Annotated in this window: 11 protein-coding genes and 1 tRNA gene; 10 read left to right on the forward strand and 2 right to left on the reverse strand. The window is 55.9% G+C overall.

The genetic code is table 11. From position 1 onward, the window contains the following. Nucleotides 1-253 precede the first annotated feature (253 nt). Together WHS88_10180 and WHS88_10185 are read left to right on the forward strand one after the other, a co-directional pair. The gene (locus tag WHS88_10180) at nt 254-3,478 is read left to right on the forward strand and encodes a DUF1156 domain-containing protein (protein MEJ5260546.1); all 3,225 of its coding nucleotides are present in this window, start codon (nt 254-256) and stop codon (nt 3,476-3,478) included. Between the two features lie 20 nt (nt 3,479-3,498). Continuing rightward, the gene (locus WHS88_10185) at nt 3,499-6,273 is read left to right on the forward strand and encodes a DUF499 domain-containing protein (protein ID MEJ5260547.1); all 2,775 of its coding nucleotides are present in this window, start codon (nt 3,499-3,501) and stop codon (nt 6,271-6,273) included. Between the two features lie 230 nt (nt 6,274-6,503). Here WHS88_10185 and WHS88_10190 read toward each other — a convergent pair whose 3' ends face one another. Together WHS88_10190 and WHS88_10195 are read right to left on the reverse strand one after the other, a co-directional pair. Further along, a complete protein-coding gene (locus WHS88_10190) occupies nt 6,504-7,730 on the reverse strand; it encodes a site-specific integrase (GenBank protein ID MEJ5260548.1) in 1,227 nt (408 codons plus the stop codon). Nucleotides 7,731-7,842: 112 nt separating this feature from the next. After that, a tRNA-Asn gene (locus WHS88_10195) sits at nt 7,843-7,915 on the reverse strand. A gap of 368 nt (nt 7,916-8,283) precedes the next feature. On the opposite strand from WHS88_10195, the gene WHS88_10200 reads away from it, so the two are divergent. The 8 genes from WHS88_10200 (at nt 8,284) to WHS88_10235 (ending at nt 20,250) form a co-directional block, all read left to right on the forward strand. Continuing rightward, complete coding sequence (locus WHS88_10200; GenBank protein MEJ5260549.1) at nt 8,284-9,306, forward strand: endonuclease/exonuclease/phosphatase family protein; 1,023 nt, start codon at nt 8,284-8,286, stop codon at nt 9,304-9,306. Next, nucleotides 9,303-10,652 carry an ABC transporter substrate-binding protein gene (locus WHS88_10205; GenBank protein ID MEJ5260550.1) on the forward strand — a complete coding sequence of 450 codons (1,350 nt, stop codon included), beginning with the start codon at nt 9,303-9,305 and terminating at the stop codon, nt 10,650-10,652. The genes WHS88_10200 and WHS88_10205 overlap by 4 nt, the downstream gene beginning before the upstream one ends. Nucleotides 10,653-10,658: 6 nt before the next feature. Further along, a complete protein-coding gene (locus WHS88_10210) occupies nt 10,659-12,401 on the forward strand; it encodes an iron ABC transporter permease (GenBank protein ID MEJ5260551.1) in 1,743 nt (580 codons plus the stop codon). A gap of 69 nt (nt 12,402-12,470) precedes the next feature. Next, nucleotides 12,471-13,556 carry an ABC transporter ATP-binding protein gene (locus WHS88_10215; GenBank protein MEJ5260552.1) on the forward strand — a complete coding sequence of 362 codons (1,086 nt, stop codon included), beginning with the start codon at nt 12,471-12,473 and terminating at the stop codon, nt 13,554-13,556. 264 nt (nt 13,557-13,820) lie between these two features. Continuing rightward, on the forward strand, nt 13,821-14,468 hold the full coding sequence (locus WHS88_10220; GenBank protein ID MEJ5260553.1) for a PEP-CTERM sorting domain-containing protein: 648 nt from the start codon (nt 13,821-13,823) through the stop codon (nt 14,466-14,468). 177 nt (nt 14,469-14,645) lie between these two features. After that, a complete protein-coding gene (locus WHS88_10225) occupies nt 14,646-15,677 on the forward strand; it encodes a prepilin-type N-terminal cleavage/methylation domain-containing protein (protein ID MEJ5260554.1) in 1,032 nt (343 codons plus the stop codon). A gap of 63 nt (nt 15,678-15,740) precedes the next feature. Then, nucleotides 15,741-18,344: a hypothetical protein gene (locus tag WHS88_10230; GenBank protein ID MEJ5260555.1), complete on the forward strand. Its 2,604-nt coding sequence runs from the start codon at nt 15,741-15,743 to the stop codon at nt 18,342-18,344. 52 nt (nt 18,345-18,396) lie between these two features. Continuing rightward, nucleotides 18,397-20,250 (forward strand): hypothetical protein, encoded by a 1,854-nt coding sequence (locus tag WHS88_10235; GenBank protein MEJ5260556.1) that lies wholly within the window; start codon nt 18,397-18,399, stop codon nt 20,248-20,250. Nucleotides 20,251-20,303: the final 53 nt, after the last annotated feature.

Raw genomic sequence — 20,303 nt, forward strand, 5'->3', positions numbered from 1 at the left:
GCGCAAGTCTTGAATTTAGAAAATGCTAAAATTATTTTTTGGAAACGGCACTAGGCAAGAAGATTTCCAATGCGAAAAGACGCCTCTGTTCCGAGTTCGCTGCGAAGATGACTCCAGACCTTTTGACGAAAGTTGACCCCAACAACGAGGTGCGCGGCTGGCTCGAGAAAGTTGGCGCGGAACTGAACGCAGGTGAAACACCGAGACAAGGGGAGGGCGCATGATCCCAAAGGAATGCAAGAGATTGGCGGAGGTGGATTTTCCGATTGCGGTGGTCAGCAAGCACTCGGCGCGGGAGAAGTCCATTCGGCATGGGCATCCATCGACGCTGCACCTGTGGTGGGCCCGGCGGCCGCTGGCGGCCTGTCGAGCCATGCTGCTGGGGCTGCTGCTCCCGGACCCCTGCGATCCGCGCTGCCCGCCGGATTTCAAAGAGAAGGCACGGTCGCTGCTGCAAAAGACAAGGGGAAATATCGGCCCCAATGACCTTGATTTGAGAACGGCCTTGCTGGATTTTATTGGCGACTTTGCTGATTGGGATAATTCCTCCCATCCGGTTTATCTGGAAGTCGGCCGGGGACTGGTCAAGGCCGCCTGGCCGGAGGAAACGCCGCTGGTGGTGGACCCCTTTGCTGGCGGCGGGTCGATCCCGCTGGAGGCCCTGCGGCTGGGCTGTGAGGCCTTTGCCAGCGACCTCAATCCCGTGGCCTGCCTGATCCTCAAGGTCATGCTGGAGGATATTCCCCGCCACGGCCCACAATTGGCGGAGGAACTGCGCCGGGTGGGCAATGAAATCAAGGAAAAGGCCAAGAAGGAACTGGCCGAATTCTATCCCTGCCTGCCGGCAGGCAGGCCAAAGAATCCCGACGAGGCCACACCGAATAAGTATTATGCTTACGTCTTGCGCTGCTGTGATGGTTCTCTTTATAAAGGACACACGGATGACCTTCCTAGACGATTCAAACAACACTGTGAAGGACTGGTCGAATGGACCAAAACACGGTTGCCCGTCGATTTGCTTTACTGGGATGAATATGAGACACGAGAAGAAGCCATCGAACGAGAGAAATGGTTGAAATCCGGAGTCGGACGGGAGTGGCTGGCACAGCAGTTTCCCAAAGAAAAACCTATCGCCTATCTGTGGGCCAGGACCGTTCGCTGTGAATCTCCCAATTGCGGAGCGGAAATCCCGCTGATGCGGTCGTTCTGGCTTTGCAAGAAAGCCAATCGCAAAAAAGCATTGCGTTATACAGGAACCACGGACAATCTGCCGCAGTTCGAAATATTCGAGCCGGAAACAGACAAGGAAGTCCAGAACGGCACGGTCACCCGTGCCAAGGCCACCTGTTTGGCCTGTGGTACAGTCCTTTCTCCGGAGCGGGTCCGTGCCCAGCTGGCCGCCCAACACGGCGGAGCAAATGCCGTGTTTGATGCCAAGGGCAATCGCATCGGCGGGGCACGGCTGCTGGCTGTGGTTACCCTACGAGAGGGCCAAACCGGCCGTTATTATCGCCTGCCCACCAAAGCAGATTATCAGGCCGTTTATAAGGCCCAGCAGAAACTCAAGAAAATACTTGATGAATGGGAAAGGAACGGCAAAAAAGGTTTGTGTCCAGTGCCGGATGAGCCGACCCCAGTTGGTGGCGGCTCGGGCGCTGGCCGTGCCTTCAGCGTCCAGAAGTACGGCATGCTCAAATGGGGCGACCTCTTCACGGCAAGACAAAAATTATCGCTTATTACTATTGCATATAAAATTATGACAGTTAGAGAAAAGCAAAATCTTGCAATAGTACTTAGTCGAATAACTGATCTTGAAAATTCCCTTTGTGGTTGGCGTGCAAGTTCAGAATGCATTGATCACCTTTTTGCACGACAGGCTTTACCTATTGTGTGGGATTTTGGTGAAGCTTCTCCAATGGCAGGAGCAACAGGTTCTTGGGATAGCTTATTAGATCGCTCTGCAGAAGGATATTTTACGAGTAGTACATTAAATGAAACTGGACTAGTTCAGCAAGCCGATGCGTGTCAGTCTCCATTGCCGGAAGATTCTGTATCGGTTTGGTTTACTGATCCGCCGTATTACGACGCGATCCCATATTCAGATTTGTCGGATTTTTTCTTCGTTTGGCTCAAACGAACGTTACCAGGCCACCCCTTATTGCGAGATCCGTTTGATCCGCAAAATGGCCTAAGCCCCAAAGCAGCTGAAATAGTTCAGGATGAAACCAAAAAAATAAATAGTCGTTGTAAAGATCGAGCTTTTTTCGAAGAAGCAATGGGGAAAGCGTTTGCCGAAGGCAGGCGTATTCTGAAAGAAGATGGCATTTCCAGTGTTGTCTTTGCCCATAAAACAACCGAAGGGTGGGAAGCATTATTGACCGGTCTTATCCATGGCGGGTGGACGATTACCGGCTCCTGGCCCATCGCTACGGAAATGGAGTCGAGGTTAAGAGCCAGAGATTCTGCCGCCCTTGCCACCAGCATCCACCTTGTCTGCCGCCCGCGGCCCGAGGACGCGCCGGTGGGCGACTGGGGCGAAGTCCTGCGGGAACTGCCCAAACGTGTCGGCGATTGGATGGAACGGCTGCAGGCCGAAGGCATCCGCGGCGCGGACCTGGTGTTCGCCTGCATCGGCCCGGCGCTCGAGATCTACAGCCGTTACAGCCGGGTTGAGACGGCGGACGGCCGCCCGGTCAGTCTGGCCGAATTTCTGGAGAAGGTCTGGGAGGTTGTCGGCCGCATAGCCCTCGAACAGGTGCTGGGTACGGCCGAGGCCAAGGCGCGAAACGGCGTAGCCGGGGCGCTCGAAGAAGATGCTCGCCTGACGGCCCTGTTCCTCTGGACATTGCAGTCCACCAACGGCCGGAACGGCCCGGGCAGGGAGGCAGGCGAGGAGGCCGACGACGAGGCCGGCGACGACGAGGATGAAGAAGAAACCGCCCCGAAGGGTAAGGCCAAAGGGTTCAGCCTGGTCTTCGATGTGGTCCGCCGCTTCGCCCAGCCCTTGGGCATCGACCTTTCCAAGTGGGAGGGCCGCATCATCAAGACTGAAAAGGGTGTTGTACGGCTGCTGCCGGTTGCTGAACGGGCAAAGCAGTTATTCGGCGAGGAAGGGGCTCGGGCTGCGGCTACTTGGGTCGAACAAGATCCGACTCATAATATCCAGCCCATGCTGTTCTCGGATATGGAAGACCGCGCCCCGAAGATTCGCGGCCGCCGGGGAAAGCGAACAATCAGTCCCGATGCATCGGAAATTGATGTAAGCCATCAGCGGACAGTCACAACGCTGGATCGGGTCCATGCCGCCATGCTGCTGCAGGCCGGGGGGCAGACCAATGCCCTGCGGGCTCTGATCCAGGGCGAACAGCAGCGCGGCCCGGACTTTTTGCGGCTGGCCAATGCCCTCTCGGCCCTGTATCCCAAAGACAGCGAAGAAAAACGTTTATTGGATGCTATGCTTCTGGCAGTGCCCAGATAGAAAGATGAATGGAGGTTTTCATGGAAGCCTGGTTTAAGGTTGCAACACCGCGAAAAGAAGTTAGAGAGGGCCGCTCGTTCAATCCGGATGAGTTCGCCATTCATTTAGAACAGGTGCTGGCCAAGACGGCCCCGGAGGATTATCGGGAGCCGAAACAGTTTTTTGCCCGAACCTGCTTTACCCGCGCGCTTCGGGAACATGCGGGCATGGTGCTCCGGCGGCTTTCCGGCCAGACCTCCAATACGGCCCCGGTGATGACCCTGATCACTCAGTTCGGCGGGGGCAAGACCCACACCCTGGCGGCCTTATATCATTTAGCAACTGCAGGAGAGAAGGCATCGGAGTTTTCCGGCGTCAGCACGCTTCTGGAGAAAGCAGGTTTGGACCGTGTTCCCTCGGCCAAAGTGGCCGCATTTGTCGGCAATGCATGGGACCCTCAGAAGGGCCGGGAGACGCCTTGGATTGATATCGCCTGGCAGTTGGCCGGAGAAAAGGGAGTGGCTTTATTGGGAGAAGCGGCCAAGACCACACCCCCCGGAACCGAGGCGCTCAACCGGATCTTTCAGGCGGCCGATGCCCCGGTTTTGCTGCTGTTTGATGAAGTATTGAACTTCTTGAACCGCCACCGCGGCATGGCGGAACAATTTCATGCTTTCATCCAGAATCTGACTGTGGCCGTTACCGGAACGACTCACAGTGCCGCTGTAATCAGTTTGCCCCGCAGCCAGGTTGAGATGACCGACTGGGATATGCGGTGGCAGGATCGAATCACCAAGGTGGTCCGCCGTGTTGCCAAAGACCTGATTGCCAATGACGAAACCGAAATTTCCGAGGTGGTTCGCCGCCGTCTGTTTGAGGATATCGGAAACGACCGCATCCGGAAAAATGTGGCTAAATCCTATGCTGACTGGTGTTTTGAACGGCGGGCACAGCTTCCCCCGGAATGGACGGCAGTGGATAGCGCCAGTACCGAGAAGAAGGCGCGGGAATTTCTTCGGCAGCGGTTTGAAGTCTGCTATCCCTTCCATCCGGCTACTCTGTCTGTATTTCAGCGGAAATGGCAGGCGCTTCCACAATATCAGCAGACTCGCGGCACGCTGGCCATGCTGGCTCAGTGGATTTCCTGGGCCTATCGCACCGGCTTTATCGAAGCCCGCAAGGAGCCGTTGATTACGCTGGGTTCGGCTCCGTTGGATGTGCCGGAATTTCGCAGTATTGTGCTGGGGCAGTTGGGAGAATCCCGCCTTCTTGCCGCCATCGAGGCGGATATTTCCGGTACTCATTCTCATGCTCGGGCATTGGATGCAGACACCCAAGGCGTTTTGCGGAATATCCATCGAAGGGTCGCGACAACCATCCTGTTTGAATCTTCCGGCGGCCAGGTAGACAAAGTTGCCCACTTGCCGGAATTGCGTTTCGCCCTCGGGGAACCGGCCATGGATACCACATCCATCGATAACGCAGCGTTTGCTTTGGAAGACAAATCGTACTTTATTCGCCGGGTGGGGTCGGATGGTTTTAAGATCAGTCATCAGCCGACCATGAAAAAGGTAGTCAATGACCGCCGGGCCTCCCTCGATGAGGAATCTGAAATCATTCCCGCCATGCGGTCACTAATTCAGAAGGAATTTGAGCGAAGTGCCGGTGTTCCCTTAGTCTTTTTCCCAACCGAAGGGGCCTCTGTACAGGATACCCCGCGGCTGACACTGGTGGTTGCCGATCCCCGCTCGGAATGGACAGGCGAAGGAACATTGCGCAAGCAAATTGCAGAATGGACAAAACAGCGAGGAAAATCCCCTCGCTTGTATTCGGGATCTCTTGTCTGGTGTATGAAAAAGCCGGGCCGTGATTTACGCGATAAAGTGGAACTCTGGCTGGCCTGGAAACGAGTGGCCAGGGAGATCGCCGAGGGAACGTTGGGAGGCGATTTTGACCGCAGCGACCGGGCGGAGCTTCAATCGAAAGTGGCGGAGGCAGAAGAGGCTGCCAAAGACGAGGTCTGGGGTGGCTATCGTTTCGTGGTCATCGCAGACAACCAGGAATCAGACGGGCTGAAGACCATCGACCTTGGTGCAGGTCATTCCAGCAGCAGTGAATCGATGTGCGGGAGAGTCCTTACGGCCCTTAAATCGCAGGCCCTGCTGAATGAGTCTGTCGGAGCGGGATATATTGAGAGAAATTGGCCTCCAGCGTTGAAAGAAGGGGGTGCTTGGCCTTTGGCCAGTCTTCGGCAAAGCTTTCTAAACGGTTCGCTTACTCGGCTTTTAGATCCGGATACGGTTTTACGTTCACGGATTGTCGAATTTGTTTTGAAAGGTGATTTCGGACTTGCTTCCGGCCAGAAGCCGGATGGATCGTATGAGCGAGTATGGTTTGAGGAATCGATTGCCCCGGATGAAGTCGCATTTGATCCGGGAGTATTTTTACTGCTTAAATCAAAAGCCCAATCTCTTAAAAGATTGCCGGAACCCGCTCCTCAGCCGGGGCCTACTCCGGGTCCAAGCCCAGAACCTCAACCGCAGCCGGAGCCTGCTCCGGAACCAGAGTCTGGGCCGGTTCCGCCTTCCGGTGAAAGGAAGCAAACGTTCCGAATCTCAGGCAGTCTGCCGCCGGAGATATGGAACCGGCTGGGCACTCGGGTTCTTCCAAAACTGCGAAGCGGTTCCGATTTAGATATTTGTGTGGAGTTTAAGGTCACAGTAGAAAATAGAATGGTTTCTTCGTTTCATGCAGATTTGCAAAATATCTTAAAGGATTTAGGACTGGATGAGTCTATTTCCATAGAGCCGATTTAGCGTTTATGCATTGAAGGGATTATTCTGGAAATCCTTCTACCGCCACAAACTATCCGGCGACCTGTTCGCTATCGAAACCGACCCGCAGGGCAAGGTCCCGTCCTCCTCCGGCCCGCTGCTGTCCAAGGAACTTGCCCCGTGTTTCTTGTCAATTCGCGACCGCTTGGAATATCAATGTAGCCCGATATTTTTTGCCGAAACGTTAATACTTGTCTCCCTGAACCTTCCTTTTATCCCACCCTCATGATCGCCTCCATCGCCTTCTGATGGTCTTGCTCGGCATAGACTTCTGTAATAGCCGAGGAACGGTGCCCAAGGATAATCCGGGCGGTTTCCAGCCCGAACTCCTTCCGCAGGAACGTGGCGGCGTTGTGGCGCAGTTGGTGCGGGTGCCAGTGCTGCTCGGGCTTCCAGTTTGTAAATTCCTCATCCGACATTCCCTCCGGCCGAAACGCCTTCTTGATTGCCTTGGCGATGGAATGGCCATAGCCGGTCGTGGTATAGTGCTCACCCGGCTGTCTTTTGGGCGCCTTTTTGACGTTGGTGCCCACTGTATTGCCCTGATGCAAAGGCGTCTTGCGGCCGGCAAACTGCTGCTGCCGCCATTCGGCCATGGCCTCTGCAGGGGAGAAACAATACGCCTCTTTCGGACGCAGCAGAAACGGCCTCAAGACTGCCTGGGCACGAGGGCCCAAGTAAATAGTCCTCGAAAAACCGCGATGGGCCGTCTTGTGATGAGCAGGGCGGTACAGCCAGATCTTGCCTGACATGTCAATATCACCCGGCCGCAGCATCACCAGCTCCCCGCTGCGGGCACCGGTCAGGAGTTGAAGCTGAATCAGCGCCCAGACCTGCCGGCTCACATACGGCTGGACCGCGTCGATATGTTCCTGGGGCACCGGACCGATCGGTGCAGTCTCCCTGGCCTCGCAGCGGCCCTTGGGCAGTCCCTTGACCGTTTTCAGGCCATGATAAACGCCGGCCGGAATCAATTCCTTCTCAGCCGCCCAGCGGAACATCAGTTTGATCCGGCTGACCATCTTGTTGATGTTGTTGCGGCAGAGTCCTTTTTGCACCATCTTGTGCCGGACCGCCACAAGGGCACGGGGCCCAAACTCAACCGCCGGCGCAGCACCATACAGGAACTGAAGCGGCCGCAGGGCCTGTCGGAAGTTGTTGATTTCATAGGTCTGCGTTCCATCGGGCCGAACATAATAGCCCTCGGCATGCTTCCAGAACCGGGCGATAATCTCATTGAGGGTGATGTCATTGGGCGGCGGGTCCACCTGCTTTCCGGCCGCCAGCCATTCGGCGATGGCCTGGTGATAACGCTGGTTTGCCTCGGCGGTTCCATACGGGCCGAAGTATACGGCTCTTCCGTTCAGGACAGCATAGGCCTGGCCGGTGGCTTTGTGATGACGCAACTTGGGGATTGGGGTGGTTTTCTGGGCATTCACGGTATTCCCTTTCCAAAAAAGAGTAGTTCTACTGCTTTCCTGCAAAGAGTTACGACCGCGATGCCCGAAGGCATGTAACCGTAAGTGTGGGTTTCAGCGTAACTTACGCCAACTCCCCGAGCAGGGGTCGAACCTGCGACCTAGCGGTTAACAGCCGCTCGCTCTACCGATTGAGCTATCGGGGAATCAGTTTAGTTCATAATATTGCTGTTTTCGGTGATTTTGTCAAGCCAGTCGAGCAGAAAATTTCGATTTCCTTTCGGAAAGTATCCGGCTTTTTTCATAAAGATTTGTCTGGCAAAGAAAACAGAAATAGCATCTCAAAAATTGTCCAAAATAATAGACCCGAAGACTCCGGTAAAGAGACATAGCTGCTGTTTTTTTGCGAGGAGTAAGCGTAAATTGAAAAGCAAAGTTTTTAGAAAAGACACCGGATAAACAGGATGCAGAAAGTTGGAATAAAAGGGAATTTTTGGTTGAAAAAAAGTCTTTTTGGCTTTCAACTATTTAGCGTTTCTTCGAAAACATATCTGTTTTTTTATAAAGGGGCGTTATGAGACAGGTAAATCGATTGGCGGTATGGTGTCTGGCCGGCGGGTTTGGACTGCTGACATGGGGATGGGCTGCTGCAGCGGAGAATTCTTCGCAGAAAGGACAGCTCGGCGAGGAAGTAGTGATTGCGACGTGGAACATCGAGAATTTTATGATGCTCTTTGACCAGGAGATGATGCCGGAACGCAGCCGCAATATGACGGAATATTACCGAGACCAGGAGGATTTATACGAAATAGCCCGAACGATGAAACTGCCGCAGATGAATGCGGATATTGTGCTGATCCAGGAAGGGCCGACCCAGGCGATGCTGGAACTGTTCGTGCGGAAGTGGCTTGGCGGACGGTATGCCTATGTCAAATCCTTTGAGGGCAATACGGAGGGACAGTATTTGTGTATGCTGATGAAGCCGGGTTTTCGCGTGCTGCAGGAGCGGGTGTTTAAGGAGGAGAAAGACGCCGTCAGCGGGCAGATGCTGTTTTCGCGGGGGCCTGCCTTTGTGCTGGTGGAAACGCCGAAGGGGCGGCGGCTGTGGCTCGGCACGACGCACGCCAAGAGCAAATCGGACAACAGCAAATCGGTGACGGAATGGCGGATTCGGGAGCTGGTGCGGACGCGTCAGATTTGCGGGGAGCTGCTCGGAGCCGGTCCGACGGAGTATCTGCTGATTGGGGGGGATTTCAATGATGATTTCGGACTGGATTCGTTTGAGAAATCAGTAGGGCAGGATGCAGTAGAAGTGATGATAAGGGGGGAAGGAAAAGAGAAACTGGTATGTCTGGATGAGGTGATATGGAAACAGAATCCGCAGGCCGCCTCGTATCATTGTGAAATTAAGCCGCCGCGGTATCGGTCGTTTCTGGACCATTTTTTTGCCAGTCCGGCTCTGGCGGAGCGAATGAAGGAAATTTACCTGGTGGACGACCCGATTGCGGCGGTAGCCAGCGACCATTATCCGTTGGTGGTGCGGCTGAGCTGGCCGGATGAGTTGAACGAGAATCTGCAGCAGGGAGAAGCAAAATGAAACGGATAGGATGGGCGGCGGGACTTCTTTTTGCAGCGGTCTGTCTGGGGCTGCCGGGATGCGGCAAGGAGCCGGCGGGCGGTGAGTCCGGCAAGGTGGTGCTGTCGGTCATTACGCCGCACAATGAGAATATCAAATATGAGTTCAGCCGGGCCTTTCGGGCCTATGCCAAAGAACAGTACGGCTGGGATGTGGAGTTTCAGTGGCGGGATGTGGGGGGCGGAAGCAGCTCGATTCTTCAGTATCTTCGGAATGTGTATTCGAAGGCGGACAGCTGCGGGATTGATGTGCTGTTCGGCGGGGGAGAGTACACGTTTCAATATCTGGATGCGGAAGGGCTTCTGGAGCCCCTGGAGGCGGGGGAGGATGTGTGGGAAAACATTCCGGCGGTATTCGGCGGGATGGAGATGTACAGTCCGCGGAAGACCTGGTGCGGCAATGTGCTCAGCAGTTTTGGGTTTTTGTACAATAAGGAACTGCTCAGGCGGCTGAATGTAACGGAGCCGACTTCGTGGGAGGATTTGGGACGTCCGGAATATTTTGATTTGGTGATTATGGCGGACCCGACGCAGTCGGGCTCACAGGCGGCGGCCAACGAGATGATTGTCCAGACGGCTCCGAGCTGGCCGCAGGGATGGGCCAAGCTGCTGCTGATTTTGTCCAACGCCAAAAAGTTTACGGACAGTTCCGGAGCAGCGGCGCGGGCGCCGAGTCTGGGGGAGTGTGCGGTCTCGGTGTGCATTGATTTTTACGGGATGATGTACGCATCCGAGGCGCCGGAGAAACTGGGGTATGTGAGCCCGAAGGGGCAGACGGCCTATACGCCGGACCCGATAGCCGTGCTGAAAAATCCGCCGAATCGGAAGGCAGCCCAGGCGTTTGCGGCGTTTGTTCTGTCGCCTCAGGGACAGGGGCTTTGGGGGCTGCCGGCTGGGCATCCGGATGGGCCCCAGCGGTATCGACTGAACCGCACACCGATTCGAAAGGATTTTTATCAGACATATGGAACAACCGGCGCGGTGCTGGCGGCCAATCCTTATGAGGGCGGCACCGAAATGAAAATTGATGCCAAACTGCGCGAGGTGCGGTACGGAGTACTGGCGGAGCTTGTTTATTCGGCGGCGATTGAAAATGCTTCACTGCTGCGGGAAGCCAAGCGGCGGATTCTGGAACGGCGGATGGACCCGGCGCTGGTCGCGGCACTCACGCGTCTGCCGGAGAATATTGATACGGTCGAAGAGATTCATGCGATAGCCGAGCAGCTGAAGGACCGTACAGCCGCCGAGCGGATTCGAACCGACTGGACGGCATATTTCCGGTCGCAGTATCGGCAGATTCTTCAATAGGGACGGATGGAACGAACGGGAACAGAGCAGCCGTTTTGGCGGCGGTATCTGGAGAAGGCCGACCCGCTGGTTGCGGCGGAGGTTTTGATTTTTCTTTTTGTGGGGTTGTTTTTTTTCTGGCCGCTGGCGGAAGCGGTTGGGGCGGGGCTGACATTTGAAGGGCATTTCAGCTTTTACTGGCTGGGACGGCTGTTTTCCAATCGGATTGTGCTGGGGCAGATTGCAAACAGTTTTTTGCTGGCATCTGTGACAACAGCCCTGTGCCTGCTGCTGACGATGCCGATGGCGATTGTGAGCACCCGGTATCAGTTTCGGGGGCAGGGGGTTTTGACGGGGCTGCTGCTGGTGCCGCTGATTCTGCCGCCGTTTGTGGGGGCGCTGTCGATTAAGCGGTATCTGGGACAGTTCGGGATTCTCAATCTGGTGCTGGAGCGGCTGGGCGTGCTGGATTTGTCTACGGGGCGTCCGCCGGACTGGCTGGGGTCAGGGTTCTGGGTGGTGGCGGTCCTGCAGACGCTGAATCTGTTTCCGATTTTGTATCTGAATCTGTCGGCGGCGCTGGCGAATCTGGACCCGGCGTATGCGCAGGCGGCCCGCAATCTGGGGGCGGGGAAATGGACGGTGTTTCGGCGGATTACGCTGCCGCTGCTGCGTCCGGGGATATTTGCAGGCGGCTCGATTGTGTTCATCTGGTCGTTTACGGACATCGGCACGCCGCTGATGGTGGGCTATGAGGAGCTGGCGTCGGTGAGGATTTTTAAGGAGCTGGCGCGGGCGGATGTGTCGGGGCGGACGTACAGTCTGGTTCTGGTGATGCTGGTGCTGTCGGTGCTTTTTTATGTGCTGGGCAAGGTGGTTTTCGGGCGCTCGAGCGGAGCGGAATCGGCCAAGGCTAGTACCGCCTCGGCGGGCCGACGACTCGGCTTTTGGGGGACGCTGGGGGCGTGGGCGTTTTTCGGCGGGGTGATTTTGCTGGCGATTCTGCCGCATATCGGGGTGGTTTTGACGGCGGTTTCGGGTCAGTGGATTAAGACGATTCTGCCGGAGCGGTACACGCTGGAGCATGTGCTGTTTGTGCTGCGGCAGCCGGAGCCGCGACGGGCTGTGCTGAACAGTCTGGTATATGCGGGACTTTCGACAACCCTGGATTTGGTGATCGGCTCGGCGGCGGCGTGGATGCTGGTGCGGCGCCGGCTTCGGGGGGCCAGGGTGCTGGATTTGTGTCTGATGCTTCCGCTGGCGGTGCCCGGGGTGATTCTGGCGGCCGGATACATTGCGATGACGGCGCCGGGTCGGCTGCTGGAGGCGATTGGGCCGATGCGGAATCCGACGATGCTGCTGGTGATTGCGTACACGATTCGTCGGGCGCCGTTTGTGGTCCGCGGCGTTACGGCGGGCCTGCAGCAGATTCCGGAGACGCTGGAACAGGCGGCACGGAATCTGGGGGCGAGTGCGGGGCAGGCGATACGAAAGATTACGGTGCCGCTGATTGCGGCCAATCTGATTGCGTCAGGCCTCCTGACCTTTTCGTATGCGATGCTGGAGGTGAGCGATTCGCTGGTGCTGGCGCAGCTGCGGGTGCATTATCCGATTACCAAAGAGATTTATACGCAGGCGTATTCGGCGAATGCGGATGCGATGCAGATTGCGGCCTCGCTGGGGCTTTTGGGGATGCTGGTGCTGGGCGGGTCGCTGGCGGCGGCGGCGGTGCTGATGGGCAAGCGGCTGGGGGCGGTATTCCGGGCGTGAGAACGTCCACCGGCGAAAATGCGTTGAGGCGAGTTTGGACAACATTATCCTGGTTCGGAAGCGGCGGATATGATTGAGATACGGCTGGAAGGAATTTCGAAGGTCTATGCACAGGGGCTCGGGAGCGGGCCGGTCTTGGAGAAGATTGATTTGGTGATTGAGCCGGGGGAGTTTTTCTTTCTGCTGGGGCCCAGCGGGTGCGGCAAGACGACGCTGCTGCGGATTTTGGCGGGTCTGCTGGAGCCGACGAGCGGCCGGATTTTGTTTGACGGGCGGGATGTGACGCATCTGGCGGCGGAGAAGCGGCGGACGGCGATGGTGTTCCAGAATTATGCGCTCTGGCCGCATCTGAAGGTGATTGAGAATGTGGAGTTCGGACCGCAGATGCAGGGCATCGAGCCGGAGAAGCGGCGGCAGATTGCGATGGAAAAGCTGGCGGTCGTGCAGATGGAGGCGTTTGCACAACGCAAGCCCAATCAGCTGTCGGGCGGTCAGCAGCAGCGGGTGGCACTGGCACGGGCGCTGGCAGCGCAGCCGCAGTGTCTGCTGCTGGATGAGCCGCTGAGCAATCTGGATGCACGGCTGCGGGCAAAGATGCGCACGGAACTGCGGCGGCTGGTGAAGGAATCGCAGACGACGGCGGTCTATGTGACGCATGACCAGAAAGAGGCGCTGTCGATGGCGGACCGGATTGCCGTGCTGTGCGGCGGACGGATTGTGCAGATCGGCAGGCCGCAGGAGATTTACCAGCGGCCGAAAAATGAATTTGTGGCGGATTTTATCGGGGAGGCGAATTTTTTAACAGGAAATCTGTTGCAAACAAATCCGGTGAAAATCCGGACGGAAGCGGGGATTCTGGCGTCAGAGATGAGAACGGACCGGGCGGCGGGGGCGGCGGTGAAATGCTGCGTGCGCCCGGAGAAGGTGCAGATTCACGATATAAAAGATTTTGCGGATAGAAATCGCCCAAACCTTCTGGCCGGGACGGTTCAAAGCATCGCCTATTATGGAGAGCTGAGCCAGATAGAAGTGCGGCTGAATGCAGGGGTTGTGTGGACGGTGACGGTTTTTTCCGGCCGGGCGGAGGGGCTTTCGGCGGGAACTGAGGTTTTGTGCGGGGTCAATCCGGCGGATGTGATTGTGCTGGAGGAGTAAAAAGAGCAAAATGGGGGGCTGGGGCTGTTGCTGAATTGTTGCTGAAAATTTGCGGAAAACTTAACCGGATGCTTATTTGTTTTTAACAATCGGAAAGTAGGTTTCAGACCTTGACAGCACAGCGGTTGTGCTTGAGAATGTGTGAAGTGTGTGGGGTTGTGTTGGAACAGGAAACGAGGTTTTTTGGAGGTTGGAAAGATGAAGAAATTAAGTTTGTTGCTCTCGTTGTGCGCCTTAGTCGCTCCCGGCTTTTCTGCTGTGTTGATGTCCGACAATTTTAATTCCTACAACAATGGTAATTTGGTCGGGCAGGGCGGCTGGTCGGCTCACAGCGGTGCCGGAAACGCTCCTGTACAGGTGGTGAATGGAACAGTAAAGCTGATCACGCAGAGTGCTTCGGCGGAGGATGTGAACAAGTCTGTCGGGACAACGATGGGGGCGGGGGATATTTGGTATGCCGGATTTGATGTGATTGTCGGTTCGGCCTCGACGGGAAAAGATTATTTTGCTCATTTCCTTCAGGGAACGAGCAATTTTGCGGCTCGTGTTGGTGTGAGCATTGGCACCGGCGGCAAGTTTGCGTTTGGTTTGCTGGGCACCACAACGTATCCGGAAGTTTTGACGGGTTTTGATTACAATGTTGAGCAGGTTTATCGTGTAGTGTCCTCCTATGATTACAGCTCGGGGCTGTGCACGCTGTGGATTGATGGAACACAGGTTCTGACGCAGAACTGGTTTACGAACAATGCGAACACGGCGTATGCATTTCGTCAGGGAACCGGCGGTTCGCTGCGTTTGACGGTGGATAATCTGGTCGTGGCCACCACGTATGCCGAGGCAGCTGTTCCGGAGCCGGCGACGATGGCTCTGTTGGGCTTGGGCGGATTTTTGGCTGTTGTCCGTCGGAAATAAGGTGTTTTTAGCAGGTTTTTGACCGAACTTGCCGTGAAATGTAGGGAAGATAAGAATAGAGATGCGGCCGGAACGGAGATTCCGGCCGCATCTCTCGAATTCCATAAGAAGACAGGAAATAAAGAATTTTCTGCTTGCCGGTAAAACGAGGGAACCGAAAAACCTGCGAGACCTTTTATGAAATCCCAAACATACCAAAAAAGAACTGTCCGGAGCAACCGGTCCAATTCTTCTTTCGGTTTTACGCTGATTGAGCTGCTGGTGGTGATTGCGATTGTGGCGATGCTGCTGGGGATTCTGCTGCCGGGGCTTCGTCGGGCCAAACAGGCGGCGGAGAGCGTAGTCTGCCGGGCGCATATGAAGGGAATCGGCAGCGGACTGAATCTCTATTCGGCGGCGTGGGACCAGTGGATACCCGGCCCGAGCACCAGCGGGGCGAAGGTCTATTCGACGGGTGCCGGATACGGTTCTACGAGTCCCTATCAGAATGTGGACTGGATGTCGCCGATGATGGGGGATGAACTGGGGCTGGCGGCCGAACCGTTGCAGCGGCTTCTGGATTTGCTCAATGAAGAACTGCGGTGCCCGTCGAATCGGGTCAAAAACGATTATGTGTACCCGAGTGCAATTGCCGGCGTGAATCCGCAGGATATTTCGTATTCGAGCTATTCGGCGGTTTTGGGTTTTCATATGTATCCGAGCGGAGGGCAGGGGGCGTCCAGTGAGTATCAGATTTCGGGCTGTCGGGTCGTAACGGACCAGGAGATTTACAGTTATGCCCGCATCGGTCGGGGGTATCAGCCGAAGCTGACCAAACTGGGTACGCCTTCGCTGAAGGTGTTTGTTGTGGAAGGGGCTCGGTACTTTGATGAGCAGCGGGGAGTGAGTTTCAACAATCTTGCCTACCAGAATGACGGAGGCAATTTTATGCTGCAGGGGCCGGTGTTTCGGCGGAACGGCGACCCGTATCTTCTGCGGCGGACGAGCTTGACGGATCCCTCGACGTGGAGTTTGTCGGATGCCGCAATACGGCTGGCGTATCGGCATAACAAGCGAATTAATCTGGTCTTTTTCGATGGGCACGTGGAAACGCAGGACCTGCTTGGGTCGCTTCGTGTCCGCTATTATTTCCCGAAAGGAACCTTGATTACCACGGTGGGAGCGCTGGCGATGCAGGCGGTTGATGCGGCGGAGGGGACTATTCAGTAAACAGGTTTCAGTTATCAGTCATCAGTTATCAGTCGTCAGTTATCAGGAAACAGTTGGCAGCGGATGTTTAAAGAAAATGTGTGCGGCCGCAGGAGGCGGCAAATCGTCGGATGCCTTGTCCTTCTGTGGCTGGGGGGAGCACGGGGGGCCCTTCGTATTGTTTCCTATAATACCTGCGGGGCGGTTCGGTCCGGGATGGGGACGATTCTGGAGGCCGTCGGAAACGACGAGCGAAACGGCATCGTGCGGCCTGTGGATATTCTGCTGGTGCAGGAGCAGGTTTCCGTGAGCACCACCACACAGCAGCTTGTCAATCTTTTGAATGGGATTTACGGAGCGGGGGTCTATGCGCGGGGGACTCTGGACGGGGCTACAACAGGTGCAGGTCGACCCGGTGTGGTTTATAATACCCAGACGGTCGTCCTGCTGGAGGAAGTTCCGGTGAATGTGCCGTCGTCGGATGGGGCCGCACGGGCAACGATTCGGTACAAGTTTCGGCCGGTCGGATACTCTCGATCCGAGGCGGAATTTTACGTTTATAACAGTCATTTTAAGGCCGAATCGGATTCTGAAAACCAGAACCGGCGGGCGACGGAGGCGGGGGAGATTCGGGCCAACTCCGATGCGCTGGGGGAGGGGGTGCATCTGCTTTATGCGGGGGATTTGAATCTTTATACGGCTTCGGAGCCGGCCTGGTCGGTCTTGACGGCGGCGGGGCCCGGGCAGGCGTTTGACCCGGCAGGGATGGTTGGAAACTGGCATGACAATCCGGCCTTCATTCTGGTTCATTCGCAAAGCCCTGTGACGACGGAACGCTACGGCGGGCAGGTGACGGGCGGGATGGATGACCGGTTTGATTTTCAGCTGGTCAGCAATGAGATGCTGGACGGAGAGGGGCTGAGTTTTCTTTCGGGTTCGTATCGGGTGTTCGGCAATAACGGCACGCATCAGCTCAACGGGGAGATTACCAGCGGCAGCGGGGCGGCTCCGGCGGTGTTGACGGCATTGGCAGAGACCAGCGATCATCTGCCGGTTGTCGCCGATTATCAGATACCGGCGAAGATGACGGTGAGTGTAGGGGCGATTCCGGCGGAGGTTCTGTACAATCAGCCGGTTCAGATTCCGGTGACGATTGCCAATACGGCACCGGTTTCCGTACCGTTGGGAGCGGATGAGTTGGATTATGTGCTGACGGCCGGCGGGGCTGTGAGCGGGACGGCGGCGGGGTCCGTTTTGGCCGGAGGCGAAGAGGTGCGATGGGTGACGCTGACGGCGGCGAGTGTGGGGCCGCAAAGCGGGCAGATTGTGGTGAGCACATCGAGCCAGGGGGCGGAAAATCCGCTCTTTGTGCAGGAGGTCGTTTATACGGTGGTGCCCGGCTATACCGTTCAGATGATTGAGTACGGCTGGGAGGATTTTACGAGCCGGTATGACCCGAGCGCCGTGCTGGGCTCGTCAGGGACGGCCGTCTATGGGGCTGTGCAGAATGAGCCGAATGAGGGATTGCGCTGTCTGGAGATTTCTAATGGGGGAGATTGCGAAAGTGCGGTGTATCTGGCGGCGGTGTCGGGGCTGCTGGCGGGGGATACGGTTCAGGTGAGCTGTCAGGGGAGGCATTTTGCAGCGGAGGACGGGGGGATTCGGCTGGGGGCGTATCGGCTGGCGGATACGGGGGATGCGGGCAGCATTGTCGGACCGACAGGAGCGGATTCGAATCTCAGCGGGACGGCCTGGGGGACGCTGGAGGGGGTCTGGACGTTTGAGGGACAGGCGGGCGAGGGGATTTTGATTGCGGCCAAACTTTGCGGTCTGTCGGGGGGCGGGGCGCTCGATGCGCTGCGGATTACCGTGCCGTCGCACGCGCAGGTGCGGCTGCCGAGGCCGACGGAGGTTGTGTGCGGGCAGACGGGACCGACGGATTTGAACGGGGACTGTCGGGTGAATCTGGCGGATTTGGCCTTGTTTGCACGCGGATGGCTGGATGGGGAGACGCTCGAAGGGGGGCTGTCTGCTTCGGAGCCGGCGGTGGTGATTACGGGGATTCTGGATGGAACGCTGAGCGGAAATACCCCCAAGGCCATGGAATTGTATGTCCGAGGAACGGCGGATTTGTCTGGGTATGTTGTTCAGCAGTCGATTGACGGCGGGGCGTGGAATAACGGGTTTTCGCTGAGCGGGATTTTTACGGATACTTACGTGTATGTGATTCGAAGCAATAACTCAGGGGTCAGTTATTTTGATTCAATTTTCGGCAGCGAAGGGGCTTTCGGCAATCGGATAGCCGTGTCGGATGTACTGTACTGCGATAACGGCAATGATGGTTTTCGCCTTATCAAGGACGGGGTGGTTGTCGATCAGGTGTATGAGCGGAATTCCGCTCAGGTGTATCGGGACAGTTTTTTGTACCGCCGCAGCGGGACCGGACCGGACGGGGGATGGCTCTCGTCCAACTGGATTTTCGGAGGCAATGACCTGCTGGATTTTAAGACGCCGGCGCAGATTGCAGGACTTGTGCCCTTTGGAACCTATCGGATGGATACGTCGTGTACGGTTTTTTCGGAACTTGATTGGGTTCAGGACTGCCGGATTGATTTGGCGGACTTGAAGATTTTTGCGGAACAATGGATGCAATGTACGCTGCAGCCAGAGTGGGCCTGTTGGGATTAGATATTTGAAATCAATCGGAAATGGAATCGTAAAATGTCTTGGAGGATGTGTTATGAAAAAGTTTTGGGTGATTGTAGGGACGGCATTGTTGTGCAGTATTCAAACGCCGGCCGTAAAAATTGCGGGCTTGAACAGCGCTGCTGTGGGCACCCGTTTGACGACGGACGGCTATCCGGTTTCAACGGATAATGTGTGGGCGGACAAATGGGACACAAATGTGACGGTTAAGTCTGCGTCATTGGATATATCAAGCGGTTTAAGCGTTCCCGGCACACCGGCAAACAATCAATATTCTGCTGTGGGTTGGAATGTGCCGAATCAGTTTTTCAGTTTGAAGGTTGTTTTGGAGGATGGGTGTAAATTTGGAAATGATATTCAGCTTTATTATGGAGGAATACTCCGTTCTGCAACGGGACCGGTAGCGGGTGAGACAAGAGTCATTGTAAATCAGACGGAAGTGCCTGTCCGGGCTTATAGCATCACAACGAACTATCAAAACTTTATCGACAATTTGGCTGGTATTGTCAACGGTGCCAAAGAAGTGGAGATTCGTTTTTATGCTTCCGGGGCCAGTGGTACCGGCGGAACCTATCGGATTGGGGAGTATTATGATGGTGCCTATACGAATTTGGGGCTGTATGGGACAGTCATCATCGACCCGAATGTGTTTGACCCGAACGTGCCGATGAGCAAGGCGAATTACGGATGGGAAGATGGGGTCGGCGGGAGTCTCTTTGCAACGGATTATGTCTATAAGTCCGAGAATACAACAGAGCAGGTCCAAAGCGGCAGCCGTGCCGTCAAAGTGACCGTCAAACCGATTGTCCAGGGAGCCAATAACAAGGTTTATTTTGCCTGGGTAAAAGGGCTCCAGATGGCGGAGAAAGTAACGGCAAAGGTGTGGGCCTATGATGACAATGGCGCCGATTACAAAAGAGCCCGTCTGATTGCAGATTATGTTCCCTCCGGAAACATAGGGAATGTTCTTGGGGCTGTCAGCGGTACCGGTGCTTACACAACCGGCATCGGCTGGGAACAGCTCGAGTACACCTGGAAATTTGTGGCGGATGGGCAGCGGGACGGAATGCTCATTGGGTTGCAGCTGTCCGATAACTGGACGAATGTGTCCGAGGATTTCTATTTTGATACGCTGGAAATCACGTATCCGGCACATGCCCAGGTTGTTCTGCCGCCGGCTTATGACCCGAGCTCCTATACGGTTCACACGTACGGATGGGAAAACTTTGACCCGTTTGCTCCGAATTTCCGGGAAACAGTGCTGCTGGGGACCTACGGGGCTCTTCAGACGGGATTGGAGATCAGCCAGGTGCGCAGCGGCGGCAAGGCCTTGTGGATTTCTGATGACAGTGCTTCCGATACACCGGAAGGGTATGTAGCGTGGATTCGCGGCCTGCAGCCTGGGGATTATATCAATGCATCCTGTTTTGCAAAGAGTTATGCGGGACAGACCAGCGGCGGGGTGCGGTTGTGGGCGCATTATACCTATGACGATGCGAATATCCGAAGTTACGGCGGTTCCGCCGGCGGATACGATATTTATTCGAATTCGGACGACTGGACGGAATTGCGGAAAACATGGGTATTTCCGTCTTTGACCTATACCGACAGTCAGGGGAATCCGCATCCGGTGACGGGGATGATTTTGAAGATTCGTACGTATTCCAATGTCGGTGAAGGCGGATTTGTGGATGATTTGAGCATTGAAGTGCCGCAGACGGCGACGGTACTTTTCCCCAGTCCGGATGGGCCTGCGATTTGTGTTGGCGGGCTGCCTTCCCAGTTTGATTTGGATGCCAACTGCAAAGTGGATTTAGGGGATTTTGTTTATTTTGTGCAGGATTGGCTTAAGTGCAACCTGCAGCCGGCGGAAGACTGCGGGCTGTAAGGGAGCAATGGTTTTGCAGGAAGGACAAGGGCCGGCGCGGGGCGTCGGCCCTT

Source organism: Anaerohalosphaeraceae bacterium (assembly GCA_037479115.1).
GTDB lineage: Bacteria > Planctomycetota > Phycisphaerae > Sedimentisphaerales > Anaerohalosphaeraceae > JAHDQI01.